The organism is Paraglaciecola aquimarina (assembly GCF_032464635.1).
In the GTDB taxonomy this organism is placed as follows: domain Bacteria; phylum Pseudomonadota; class Gammaproteobacteria; order Enterobacterales; family Alteromonadaceae; genus Paraglaciecola; species Paraglaciecola aquimarina.
Map to the genome: position 1 here is coordinate 4,438,801 of NZ_JAWDIO010000002.1, position 12,569 is coordinate 4,451,369.

Consider the following 12,569-nt stretch of genomic DNA (forward strand, 5'->3'; position numbering starts at 1 on the left):
AACTTTCAGTCATCGAGCATGCCTTCCTCTAAACAAAATTCAATGTATATTTATAAGTAATTGAATTTTTATGGGAATTTAGGCACAGCAGCTAGTTCAAAGCTAAAATCCGCTAAAAATGAGCATTTTATATATCACTGATAAATAGTAGGGTGCAGCATGCAAAGAGATTTCCTAGATCCAGAAGGATATTTTAGCAATCTTGGAAAGGATATAAGCCATCTACAACGCACTATAGTCCCAGCCAAAAAACTTCTAGAGGCAGTACGAAAACAGAGCTTTCTGGTATTGCATACACGTGAAAGTCATCGACCGGAACTCGTTGACCTCAATACGAATAAACGCTTGAAGGCCGAACGTGAAGGTGCAGCAATTGGTAAACAAGGTCCCTTGGGTCGCCTACTTGTTCGAGGAGAAGCCGGCTCTGACTTTTACGCCGGTTTCATGCCTGCCGCCGGAGAAATAACCATTGATAAGCCTGGGAATAGCGCTTTTTACGCAACCGATTTAGAACATATTTTAAGAGCTCAGCAAATTCGCAATTTAGTTATTCTTGGCGTTACGACCGATGTTTGTGTGTCGGCAACCATGCGAGAAGCCAATGACCGTGGCTTTGATTGCCTATTACTGGAAGATTGTTGCGGTGCTGCCACCAGTGACTTACACAAAACATTGATTGATAGTCTTGCCCATGAAGGGGGGATATTTGGCGCTCACGTTGACAGTAGTGCATTTATAGAATCGATTAAGCGCTAGCAACTTATCATAATCCTATTTTGAAGAGGAGTAGCCATCCAAAATATACCAGCGAACAACAGGCAGAATACAAAGCAGTCAATCAACCCGCTACTATTTTTGCTATCATCAACGATAAACCAAACCGCTAAACGGTTTACTTTATGGCCACTCCAATCATTATGTCTACTCTCTACGAGCATTTACTGGTGTTGTACACCCACCTCGAGAGATGGAGTGGCTGCGTATAGATGAGAAGATATTAAACATGTTTAGGCAAAAACAAGATACAAAACCAACAGAAATAACCTTTGAGCGAGTAAAAGGTTATTACTTGTGGCTAATTGGCAAGTATGGTGATTACACTGCAAAAACGCTGATGCAAAAAGCCAACACATTATTCAAGGAAGACACTTCATTTAATGAAAAAGCCCTGAGCCATTTAATAGAACGCGGCATTGTGGATGATCGTCGCTACGCACAACGCTTGACCCAGAATTACTCGGAAAAAAATATTGGCCCCAATAAAATAAAACAAAAGCTCTACACTAAAGGCTTCTCTTCACACATAATCAATGAATGCGTGACAGCCATAGAAACCACAGATGAAGGCTATCTCGATAAAGCACTACAGATCAAAATTAAGAAATTCGGTAACCTGCCAATCGAAGATGAAAAACTTAAGCAAAAAGCACTACGACACTTGATTGGCCAAGGGTTCTCATACTCGGTTGCCAACAAAGCGATTCGCCACTCGTCTTACGAAGATTAGTAGCCCGACAAATTGGTAGTAGAGTTGGTAAAACCAGTGACGAGAAAAAGCTAGGAATAAGGTCATCCCCCTAATCACATGCTGTTAGTTTTGCGAGTTTCCTAGGCTATGTCAGGTAAGGGGCAGCTCTATATAACCTTAATCGCTGGATAAGCCGAACCTCTGGATAACGCTCTTTTTGTATCTAGCAGCGTTGGGGTGTTTAGCTTAAACGATACTTATTATCCAGAACTCAGGTTATATACTAATATTCGCCGTGTATGGTAAATCTATTTTTGCCGGAGTTTTTTGCATGGTACATGGCTGAATCAGACAAATCGATCAATTCGTCTAGGCGCTTGCCATCAACTGGAAAGCGGGATACCCCGATACTTACGCCGATGATACAGCTTTTACCCTGTCCTAGATCTATTGGTTGACCGACTCGCGCTAGAATTTTCTCGCATATCACTTCAATTGATCTAGACCCTCCCTTTTCTATTTTATCAAGGGCGATCACGAACTCATCTCCTCCCCAGCGTGCAACAATATCACTGGAGCGCACCACGTCTGTCAAACGATTCGCTATTTGTACTAGCACTTCATCACCAGCATCATGCCCATAGTTGTCATTTACGGGTTTAAAGCCATCTAAATCAATCAACAACATTGCCATGGTTGAATCGAGTGCCTGTGCAGTGTGGATTATTTGATTAATGTTTCTTTCACCCGAACGCCGATTATACAGACCCGTTAACGTGTCATGGTCTGCTTCAAAACGCGTATCCTGTTCGCGAGTTATGCGCTGAGTCACATCGTACAGGATCCCTTCTACTAGGCTTTCACCGGCTTCATCGACGACTTTAGTAAATAGGCAGTGTACCCAATGTGGAGAGTCTAGGTTTAGACTCAAATCACCATTAGTGGTCATATGATCTTCACTGTCTCTCAGGCTTATCAACATCTGTTGAACCTGTTCTCGATCGTCAAAAAAATCGCAAAAATCAAACTGCTCGATAGGCTTTCCATTCAGCTGTTTAGCAGTATGCAAGATATTGTGAAATGCTGGATTCGCGGTAATGACATTGCCAGCTTTGTTGATCAAAAATATTCCCGCACTTGCTTTTTCGTAAATGAGCCTAAACTGGCGCTCTAAGGCTTCCGATTCCTGACGCATTGTCCGCTCTCGATCAATATGATCTTCAACCGAACCTAACAATGAGTTGATGTCCTCTACTAATTTACCAATTTCATCTCGATCATGACCGCTTGGGCAATCTAGTTTTTTGGGTTCTGCTGGATTGACTCTATGCAACATACCAGCAACCTTTATTAACGGTCGCGTAAGCGTTCTATTGACTAGCAACCACACTAAAAGCGCAATTACGATTGACTGAAATATGGTCAGTAGCGCTTGTTTTTCGGCAATTTTAGTTGCGTTTCGCTCGATCGCTTTTTGATCTGGCTGAACAGATAATGTACCTACCGTTTGATCTTCAAAGAAGGGGTGGACTAATTGATACTCGATAAGCGCCGCTTTGGTATGACTTAAGGCTCGTTTATCTTCAGTTTTGCCAGCTTGATCCGTCACGCGCAGGCCAGTTTTGCTTACTATGACGGCGAATAGCACCAGATCATTGTTGGCAAGACCACCCACTACTTCCTGAGCAAGCACTTCATTGTCTAGATAAACCGCAGCAGACGCGGTATTTTCAACCGTTCTAAATACCTGTTCTATATCATGCTCGGCATCATAAAGCGCATTCTTAAAGGCTGATTGATAGAAAAAAACAGACGACAGTAGTGCGATAACAGTCGCACCAATAGCTATCGCTAATGCAACACGTACGTGTATTCTCTGCTTTACATGGTTCAAGTTATTTCAGCCAAAATATCAAAGGTCTGTATACCAATTTGTCTAAATTCATTGTGCAGATCCCTTCCTGTTTTGACGTATTTCCTACTAAAATATGAAATTAAGCGTCATAGAATAGTTATTCATTACAATGTCCGTATCTAGATTTATAGACTCTGAGACGTAGAGCCCTGGACTACCTTCTCCTACATGCACACGATCCCACTCTAGCTTTATATTGAGCTTGGGCATGATATTCCAACGAAGCCCTAAAGCGTGACTATACTGGTCAATTGTGTTTGAGTTCATCAAATAATCAACATAGCCATACAAGCCCCATAAATTTTCATCTTCGATAACAGGAGGCGCCACATTAACTCGCTCTGCAGATGTCAGTGCTCGCGCATACTTACCATAAACCGTTACACTTGGTGTTATACGCTTACCTACAGTGAAGTAGCCTGCATTATTTGATGCTGCTAAGGTAGCGGTAGAATTAATATGAGATAGCTCGCCATGTAATATCCAATCAGAATAGTCATATGCAACGCCCAATGATGTATAGACAATCTCTGAGCCATTAATGTCTAAATGATCTCTAGCCATGTCTACTCCAGGCCAAATAACAGCAGGGATAGTATCAAACTCAGCTAATAACATATTGGTATTAACATTCCCTCTCACATCAGTAAACTTAACCTTAGTCATGGTGAATCGCGTTTTCCAAGCACCTTTTTGGAAGTTAAAATTCATGCCATAGGTTGGGTTAAAGTTGATGTCGTAATAATCGCCCTCGAAAAAAGTGATATCTCGGGCTTGCCCAGCAAAGAACTTACTCTGCAGAATACCGCCAGCAACACGATGACTAAACATGACATCAGCACCGTCAAAATTCGACAACGGAACAGGGCCGTAAAACTCAACAGGTGGACGGATTTCTAAGTAAGCAAAACCAACATTGCGATACTCCGATAGATTGAACAAGTCTAATGCCATTCTCCCCACTCTAATATCAATTGAGGATGTGGGTCGGTAGCGTAAAAAGCCCACTCAATCGAGCGTTCTAGCGTATTAGAGACCTGATCTCTAGCCAATACTTGTACCACAGCATCAAATTTTTCGTTGAAATCAGCGCTCACTTGCAGCCCAAGCATAGAATCGGTTTTAAACTGCCAACCTCCGTACTCGCCACGCTGCGAGTATGTTTGTCGAATGCCCAATACGTCATTACCGCCTTTGGTCAAACCTATAGTGCCAAAGCCAGTAAACTGAAACATTGACGAATCTTTTGCTGTCGCAGTGTGAGAAATGGCGAATAGTGCCAATAACTGGGCAAAAAGCATTGCTCTGCCAGAAGTATTGAGTTTGGGCATGAACTTGTAATCAGATATCGTCTGACCAATTAAACATAGTGTCTTTAATATATTCATCTCAGCGCCTCGAAATCCGATAAACTACTTTCATGCTGGCTTGCATATCGCTTTCGTTGATATAACCAATTGCCTGCATATCATCATTCAAGACCTCGAGCAAAGAAGCCGTAGTATCCAAGGCTTCGGGCGGCTTTGCTCTACCTGTAAACAATAGTCTCGCCCAAAAGGCGTTTACTTCTGAAACAGATTTATCAATTAGTTGTCGGTAAAACTCGTTGCGCAAATCACTACGATCATAAAGACGTGCAGGCTTGCTATTAGGGAAAGTTCTAAAACGGCCCATATACAAATCAATCAACTCATTTTTCGACAGTTTTGTCGTCTCACTATGCTTATTCACCACCACTAAAATGTCTGCGGACGCATGCCCTGCCGACATTAAAACGGTTAACGTTGTTATAGAAATTATCTTTTTAATATCCATCCGAATACTATATCCAGCGTAAAAGGTTTTGCATTACCCGAGAATAATTCATCCATCATTATGCTCAGTAATTGTTACGGTATGAGAATCAAGTATAAGGCTACAATATTCTAATACTAATCCTTTATCAATCATAAATTTACCCCGTCATTGAAACCGGTAGAATCAAACTTTACTGCTGACTTTCTTAACCATTATGGAAAGACTAGATTACAGAATACAACCTGTAGTCGTTGATATGGTGCATGAATAGGTCTAATCGAGGAGCCAACAAATTATAGCAAAATAATACCCCAGACCAAGGCAAGAGATGAACTCGCCCAGCGACAGTTAGCGCCTTCCGCTAGAGCCAAAAAAGATAAAAATATGACCTATGCTTAATTTAACCTTGCAGTTTCCTTTCATTCGAAAAAGCAGCGAGTAGCAATACAGACACAACTATCGCCCTCGTCAATATCGACTAGACATGACCACTAATTCAATATTGAATAATACAAATATTCCCATGCCAGTTGTACGCTATACATAGGTGGATATGAATAATCTTCTACCTCTGCCACCATATATTTGGGTAATGGAAAATCAGGGTGATGAAATAACCTAAGCCAATCAATTTTGCCGCTGGCGCCTAATTCTTTATAGTCTTTTATATGCCAACTCAAAAAACGAGCGGGGTATTTTTTAAAATATTCGATGGGAGCAACGCCTGCAACATCCATCCAATATATGTCGGCCTGAAAATGAACATATTCAGGCTCGGTATGTTGCAGAAAATAATCATAGATTCGAGTACCTTCAACTAACTTAAACTCGTCGGCATGATTATGAAAGGCAAAAGTAATGCCCTTTTCACGGCATAACTTACCTATGGCGTTATAGTAATCGGTATAACGTTTTAACTCTGCCTTGGTTTTAACAGTCTTGAGTTGGTTGTTTGAAGTGGTTAAATATTTCACATCGGCTAACACATGATCATCTATGGTTTTGGCCCACCATTTCAAAGCCGATTGCCAGTTGTCATCTGTAGGCAAATCATGAAAGGTCATCGACCCCAAAAACTGCATACCGTTTGCTTGTACTAGATCACGAAACTCAACAGGCGACATGCCATAAAATGCCCCGTCATCATAAACAAAGGTTTCGACATAGCTATAACCCATTCGGCCTAATTCCGTCAGAGTGTTTTTTGGATCCTTGAGCATCTCTTGATGAACAGACACTAACTGGATCCCTATATTTTTGTCCTTGGGATTAGATTTAATATAACGAGTTTTCCAAAGGCTTTTGCCTGACTCATCCAGCCCTTCGAGTAATACATTGGTAAGACTTTGAAAATCGAATGCTACACTTAGGTAAAAATTTCCTAGCATATCCACATCGCGCATTTTCCATTTAGTATCCGAAGAAAAACGCCCTACCCCTTTAAAAATAACACCTTGCTGATTTTGTCCTAAGGCGATAATTTGCTCACTCTTAGCGTCATAACCAATTAATTCCGTAAGCAAGGTTTTGTATTCACCGTCTTGATATTGAAGTACTTCAACTTGCATGGACTGCTTGTCCATGACTGAAATATTATTCATTTTAATAGCTGGGTATGTGTTTATCTCTGCTGTGCCAGCATGTTTACTACTCACCCAATGGCCAGCGTATTGATGCAGTCTGTCTGCTTGGGACTTAATAGCCCCCTGTGCTATCAGGTTTTTATTGCACAGAAAAATAAGTACCAATGAAACGATAACTCTCATATTGGTAACCTCTAATTTGGTATGACGGTTAAAATAATGGTTTGCAAATCTGCTACTTTTCAGCAAGTTAACGGGTATTAAACCCGTTAAAAGATACAAAACCAAAGGCACAACACCCTAAGTGTTAGTGTAAAAGCCACAAGTAATCATAAAGTAATGTAAATATTTTTAGATTCTGGTTTTTACTTTTCCAATTTTGTTTTTAGGTTTTGCTGTCCCCCCAAAAACCACAGGTCACTCCTACATGCTCTTAGCAGAAATCCCAATGCCCCAAATCCGTCATTCCTGCATGTTGTTAGCAGGAAGCCAAATGCCTCAACTCCGTCATTCCTGCATGCTGTTAGCAGGAATCCAAATACCCCAAAATCCGTCATTCCTGCATGCCGTTAGCAGAGAATCCCAATGCCTTAACTCCGTCATTCCTGCATGCCGTTAGCAGGAATCCATTGCCCCAAATCCGTCATTCCTGCATGTTGTTAGCAGGGATCCAATGCCCCAAATCCGACATTCCTGCATGTTGTTAGCAGAAATCCCAATGCCCCAAATCCGTCATTCCTGCATGTTGTTAGCAGGGATCCAAATGCCGAATAAGTGACTGTAGCGCCCCAAAAAAACAAACCGATTTAGGTTCAAAACAGGAGCTAGCCCCTATACAAGTAACAGATTACTGATTTGATCCAACGATAAGCATTTAACCTTGTACTGGCATTGATAGTTCTTTCTTTATTTGACGGCTACTTGTGTACCAGAAGTAACCGTTCAGTTTTGATGCTATTAACACCCCTAACGTCACTATTCAATTGAAACAACACAACTAAATCGACCCTGTAATTTACTTGTGGGGGAGCATCACTGTCGCTAAAAATAAAAATGTTATATACCAAACGATAGAAGCCGCAAATATCGCGAACCCACTACATTTATTTATAGTTCTTAACCAAAGTAGGCAAGAAATTGTATAAATATATGTTACGTAAGCCATAATTATTGTTGCAAAAATCTCCAGCACAACATGGGGCTCTGTTCTATCAATGATCGGAGCGAGAATAAAAATGGGTAAAACTATTCCTGCTGCATAATTGAAAGCTGCGAGGCTTTTTTTGTACAAAATGACTCCCCTCGAAAAAAAACGCAGAAAAACAAGAAACAAAGAGGAGTAGACTAAAATATACAGACAATATGCCAAGGCCAGTAATTCGATCGGCAAAAATGATGGCAAAGAAACATTGTGTGAAATGCTAAATACTGTAATGACAAGTACAAGCATTTCAGTTGCATAGAGAAGTGAAGTTTGCGTGGAATTAGGATCGTCCAATATTTGTTTCCCATAAGAATGGGGAAAACACAGGATTTTATAACTTACCGTAAATATAACGAGGTATTTGTTGAAAAAGACCTTTAACCATTCTGACATGTTACCTTCCCGAATATTAGTAGCACTGAAGTAACGAGCTTGTATGTTTCTTCAAAATTAGAAAAGTTGTAACCAGTTTATCGAAGTAATCCAAATAGTCTATTTTCTAAATACATGCGTACAAATATTCAAGAGTAACGGAAAACATTGGGGCCAGAACAAGGTTCAGTAAAATTAGCGTTAACGACACACACCGTCACTCCTGCATGTTGTTAGCCGGGATCCCAATGCCCCAAATCCGACATTCCTGCATGTTGTTAGCAGGAATCCAAATTCCGAATAAGTGACTGTAGTGACACCCCCAAAAACAAACCGATTCCGGCTCAAAACACTACCGGAATGACGGAAATTACTAACAACGGCATGACCGCTTAAAAACACCAGCCTGACACATCGTCATTCCTGCATGTTGTTAGCAGGAATCCAAATTCCGAATAAGTGATGTTGAGACAACAGCCAAAAACAAACCGATTCCGGCTCAAAACACTACCGGAATGACGGGAGTAACTAACAACGGCATGACCGCTTAAAAACACCAGCCTGACACATCGTCATTCCTGCATGCCGTCTCCAATTGAGACACCCATAACTAAAATTGATGACAACCTTCGTGAGATTTATTTTTATGGGTGTCTAGATAAAGGTGCTTGAGATTTATTTTTATGGGTGTCTAGATAAAGGTGCTGTTCGCAACCAACACTTGGGTTAACGATTAATAGCCATCTTTAATCCCCACTAAGTTTCTATGCCGCATGTAAACCGACTCACCACCTTCAATCACAGGTAAAAATGTAATTTGCAGTAGTTCATTGTTTATTTCGGTAAAAAAAGTGCCATCACCGATTGCTGCCATTGCCTGTTCATAGGGGGCATTCTGTGCATCCAACTCGGGAATGGTAATATGCAGTTCATCATTTTGTTGCTCAACTATGATGGTAAACTGCCCCGTATCATAGATTCCCTCATGCTTTGCGTATTCATCTGGGTTTGGTGCTACAACCGGTATTTCTGCGGGAGAGGGTAACTCAGTAACAGAGTTTAACGCTGCTACCATGCTCGCATCAAAATTGGTATAACCGCCGCTACTCATCACTGAGACCGCAATGTTTTTTTCTGGCAATATCCAAAATAAATGTGTGTACGAGCTAGTATTTCCGCCATGTTGCCAAACCTTTTCTGCGTACCATTGGTCGTTATACATAAAGCCATCATCTACATATATTCCGTAACCGTAATGCAAAGGCAAACCTGCAAACTCAGTACTCACATGAGGCGTTGTAATCTGTGCTCGCCATTGATTAGATAACACATCCGCGTCACCATTCAGTAAAAAGTCAGCTACTTTTAACAGTTCTGTAGGCGTAGACCAAGGTTTCTGTTCCAGCTGGTGATGCGCTGGGTAGGGCTGGAATTTGATTAATGCCAGTCAGGTACTCGTCATTCCCATCTAACCTTTGAAAACCCAGTGCATAATCACCATCAGCAATAACACGGCTGCGATCCAGCGACGTACGCTGCATGCCCAATGGTTCAAACACATTCTGCTGCATATACTCGGTAAAAGGCTGGTTACTTAGGTGCTCCACAATGGCTCCCAGATACGACCAGTTAGGGTTACTGTAATTATGAAAACGTCCTAGGGGTTCATCTGCCTGTTTTGTTGCGGGTAACTCGTTGTCATATACTCAACCAAGTGACGACTTTCGTCACTGCCAATGTAACGATCAAACAAACCACTTTGATGGGTTAACAAATGATGGATATTGATGTCTTGCCACGTTAACGCTTGAGACGCCGGATATTGAATATCGGGCAGTGTATTAACAAGCTTATCGTGGGTACCTAACAAACTCTGTTGGACCAATTGCATGGTCGCTATTCCGGTAAACATTTTAGTAGTGGAGCCCATCTGAAAAAGGGTATCAGGCGTTACAGCTTGCCCACCACCTCGTACCTTTTCGCCGAATGCTTCTGCAAACACAACATTACCGTCTTGATAAATAGCAATCGAAACGGCTGCAGCATTATTCGCGGCCATAGGTCACGTTCAATGGTAGCGCGCAATTGCTTAAATTGATTGGTGCCCGCCGGCGTATCTTTATCTGATTTAGAATCGCCACAGGCTGCCAAGCCTAAAGCTACAACAGCCATACATAAAATCTTTTGCATTATTATTCCTTCAAGTTTCGTGAAAGCAAAACTATATAATTTGATACACGCTGAAGTTGTTTATAAATGCATTAAAAAATGTACAAAAGTTGTAATCCAACCTAAGTATCCGTTTTTAGACAGACACAAAATTACAGGAAGGAAGATATTTTGCCCCCGATATTTATGTTCTGCCCCCGATATTTTTATGACAAGTTTAAAAAAGAAACGGAAGCCTTAATTGGGAAGAAACTAAAAAACTGGGAAGATGGGCAGGCCTCCGAAGCAATAAGTAACACTGCCCCCTTTTTACTCTACAAAGGAAAATGCCAGTCAGTTGTTAACTGACTGGCATTACGCCAATAGGCGTTTTTTTTGTTTGGGAGGTTAGATTAAAAGCGTGCCCCTTTACTCTGGTAAAATGGGGTCGCTTCCATTGATTGGATCGTAACTTTCGTTGACAGGCTTCACGTAATGTTCTGTTACTTTCTCCTTGAAGAGTGTGCAAGAAACCAGTTTGTCGATGTTTGACTCCTCATTGCCCAGCGTAGTAGTCGTCTTTACGCCTCTGCCATCTTTTTTACTATGATGATCTTCACCGATAAATAAAGCAGCTTGACGTGGCGTCATTATTTTATAGGTACCAAATTCTTCGTCTGGGGTATCCCCTTTGATAGAATGACTAACGGAATTCGCATTAAAGCCGGTGAACAGCACGGTGCGGTTTACCCTTTGACGTGGTGAATTGGCATGATCGCTTACTGGCCATATTTCAAACCAGGTTATGTCACTGCCCAGTACCATACGAAAATAAAAATCTTCACTTTTAATTTCTTTCTTTGTGTAATTGGCAGCGAGGTTATCCAGAGATGCAGCGCGAGTGGCTGTTTTTTCGTTATAGAACTTATAAACACTAAAAGTACCACCTGTGTCAGGATCAAGATCTAACGCGTAACTGCTAATTTTTTCATCATTAGATCGATTACCGACCCTAAAACCGTTAATTTTAAAGCTACCGTCTAACGTCTCCACCGTTTTGGGATTTCCTACCGCGAAAATGATTCTCTTTTTGTTATTCAACAAGGGCTTTAGTTTTATTGGTTTAGTCACTACACATAGGTCTTGAAAACTTTGTAGATCGAATGGCTCAAACAAGAAGTCGCCGGCTTTTTTAACTCCCACGGGAAAATCACTGAATCTGGCGTTATAATCGTAATATTCAGCTAAGCTAAACGCATCAAGTGGTTCCACATCCAACTCATAAAACCCCTTGTTATTAAGGCGGACGTCGGCGTTAGCCGCAAACCCCAGCGTAAGTCCCACCGCGAGGGCGATTGACTGTAGTTTGTTTACATTTCTCATTATTAATCCTTATATCCAAACGGGATAGCTTTGTCGACTTTTTCGGAAATTGTAGCGCGATAGAAAATAGGCATATCTGTGTTCATTGCAGCGTATTGCACACCTTGAATAGATGACATCCAGAGTTGATTGCCTCTCATGTCTTGCTCTTTACCTGCTGCTGTTTCATTACCAAAGAATTTCCAATTGTATTCGCGACCAAATGTGCCTTTGTCACCCATGGGGTCAATACTCCACATCGCAGGTCGAACAGGGATTTTACTTCTTCCTTTTAATCCGGTTAACACATACGTCAACAGGTTCATGCTGTCCGACACAATTTGGGACGTCCAGTGGTACGGTGAGTACAAAGCGACTTCATAGGTGGCTATGCCCCTGCTATTGTTTGTTTTTTTGTGCCAGGCTTTTATTTCTTTGAGGGTATCCTTCTTAGATATACTTGCAGATTTGTTGGGAATAGGGCTCCAGAGAAACTTTTTCATAAACTTCTCTCTGGCGGTTTTGCTTTCCCATGGCTGTGTTTCTAAACCACTGTCTAGTGAGACTGCAGTGGAAAATGAAAGCATTAATGACACTTTGTCCCATATTTCGTTTAGCGGACTAGCTGTTTTCAGTACAACGTGATGCTCTGCATCACGTTCATATGCCAGCACCATTGCACGAGCCAGAAGGCGTGCTTCATGCAAATATCCTTCTTGT

Annotated in this window: 12 protein-coding genes and 1 pseudogene; 2 read left to right on the forward strand and 11 right to left on the reverse strand. The window is 41.4% G+C overall.

Annotation, left to right across the window (positions count from 1 at the left end; genetic code table 11):
• The first annotated feature begins 159 nt into the window (after positions 1-159).
• Both RS130_RS22030 and RS130_RS22035 read left to right on the forward strand, forming a co-directional pair.
• Positions 160-756 (forward strand): cysteine hydrolase family protein, encoded by a 597-nt coding sequence (locus tag RS130_RS22030; RefSeq protein WP_316027705.1) that lies wholly within the window; start codon positions 160-162, stop codon positions 754-756.
• Positions 757-1,003: 247 nt separating this feature from the next.
• Positions 1,004-1,507, forward strand: coding sequence for a regulatory protein RecX (locus RS130_RS22035; RefSeq protein ID WP_316027706.1), 504 nt, complete (start codon positions 1,004-1,006; stop codon positions 1,505-1,507).
• Between the two features lie 244 nt (positions 1,508-1,751).
• On the opposite strand, the gene RS130_RS22040 is transcribed toward RS130_RS22035, so the two are convergent.
• The 11 genes and pseudogenes from RS130_RS22040 to RS130_RS22090 all read right to left on the reverse strand — a co-directional run bounded on the left by RS130_RS22040 (position 1,752) and on the right by RS130_RS22090 (position 12,556).
• Entirely contained in the window at positions 1,752-3,362 is a 1,611-nt protein-coding gene (locus RS130_RS22040; RefSeq protein ID WP_316027707.1) for a diguanylate cyclase domain-containing protein, read from the reverse strand.
• An 87-nt stretch (positions 3,363-3,449) separates the two neighbouring features.
• Positions 3,450-4,337 carry a hypothetical protein gene (locus RS130_RS22045; RefSeq protein WP_316027708.1) on the reverse strand — a complete coding sequence of 296 codons (888 nt, stop codon included), beginning with the start codon at positions 4,335-4,337 and terminating at the stop codon, positions 3,450-3,452.
• Entirely contained in the window at positions 4,328-4,771 is a 444-nt protein-coding gene (locus tag RS130_RS22050; RefSeq protein ID WP_316027709.1) for a hypothetical protein, read from the reverse strand. The genes RS130_RS22045 and RS130_RS22050 overlap by 10 nt, the downstream gene beginning before the upstream one ends.
• Position 4,772: 1 nt before the next feature.
• Positions 4,773-5,198, reverse strand: coding sequence for a hypothetical protein (locus RS130_RS22055; RefSeq protein WP_316027710.1), 426 nt, complete (start codon positions 5,196-5,198; stop codon positions 4,773-4,775).
• 473 nt (positions 5,199-5,671) lie between these two features.
• Positions 5,672-6,946 carry a sugar phosphate isomerase/epimerase family protein gene (locus RS130_RS22060; protein WP_316027711.1) on the reverse strand — a complete coding sequence of 425 codons (1,275 nt, stop codon included), beginning with the start codon at positions 6,944-6,946 and terminating at the stop codon, positions 5,672-5,674.
• Positions 6,947-7,778: 832 nt separating this feature from the next.
• On the reverse strand, positions 7,779-8,360 hold the full coding sequence (locus RS130_RS22065) for a hypothetical protein (protein WP_316027712.1): 582 nt from the start codon (positions 8,358-8,360) through the stop codon (positions 7,779-7,781).
• 712 nt (positions 8,361-9,072) lie between these two features.
• Entirely contained in the window at positions 9,073-9,669 is a 597-nt protein-coding gene (locus tag RS130_RS22070; protein WP_316027713.1) for a serine hydrolase, read from the reverse strand.
• Between the two features lie 25 nt (positions 9,670-9,694).
• Positions 9,695-9,964: pseudogene (locus tag RS130_RS22075) on the reverse strand (serine hydrolase); the annotation flags it as partial.
• Between the two features lie 32 nt (positions 9,965-9,996).
• The gene (locus tag RS130_RS22080) at positions 9,997-10,398 is read right to left on the reverse strand and encodes a serine hydrolase domain-containing protein (RefSeq protein WP_316027714.1); all 402 of its coding nucleotides are present in this window, start codon (positions 10,396-10,398) and stop codon (positions 9,997-9,999) included.
• A gap of 518 nt (positions 10,399-10,916) precedes the next feature.
• Positions 10,917-11,870 (reverse strand): hypothetical protein, encoded by a 954-nt coding sequence (locus tag RS130_RS22085; RefSeq protein ID WP_316027715.1) that lies wholly within the window; start codon positions 11,868-11,870, stop codon positions 10,917-10,919.
• A gap of 2 nt (positions 11,871-11,872) precedes the next feature.
• Positions 11,873-12,556, reverse strand: coding sequence for a hypothetical protein (locus RS130_RS22090; protein WP_316027716.1), 684 nt, complete (start codon positions 12,554-12,556; stop codon positions 11,873-11,875).
• Between the last annotated feature and the right edge of the window lie 13 nt (positions 12,557-12,569).

Coding starts and splice junctions, on each gene's coding strand:
- RS130_RS22030 (WP_316027705.1), top strand. CDS start 160: ATGCAAAGAGATTTCCTAGATCCAGAAGGATATTTTAGCAATCTTGGA.
- RS130_RS22035 (WP_316027706.1), top strand. CDS start 1,004: ATGTTTAGGCAAAAACAAGATACAAAACCAACAGAAATAACCTTTGAG.
- RS130_RS22045 (WP_316027708.1), bottom strand. CDS start 4,337: ATGGCATTAGACTTGTTCAATCTATCGGAGTATCGCAATGTTGGTTTT.
- RS130_RS22050 (WP_316027709.1), bottom strand. CDS start 4,771: ATGAATATATTAAAGACACTATGTTTAATTGGTCAGACGATATCTGAT.
- RS130_RS22055 (WP_316027710.1), bottom strand. CDS start 5,198: ATGGATATTAAAAAGATAATTTCTATAACAACGTTAACCGTTTTAATG.
- RS130_RS22060 (WP_316027711.1), bottom strand. CDS start 6,946: ATGAGAGTTATCGTTTCATTGGTACTTATTTTTCTGTGCAATAAAAAC.
- RS130_RS22065 (WP_316027712.1), bottom strand. CDS start 8,360: ATGTCAGAATGGTTAAAGGTCTTTTTCAACAAATACCTCGTTATATTT.
- RS130_RS22080 (WP_316027714.1), bottom strand. CDS start 10,398: ATGGCCGCGAATAATGCTGCAGCCGTTTCGATTGCTATTTATCAAGAC.
- RS130_RS22085 (WP_316027715.1), bottom strand. CDS start 11,870: ATGAGAAATGTAAACAAACTACAGTCAATCGCCCTCGCGGTGGGACTT.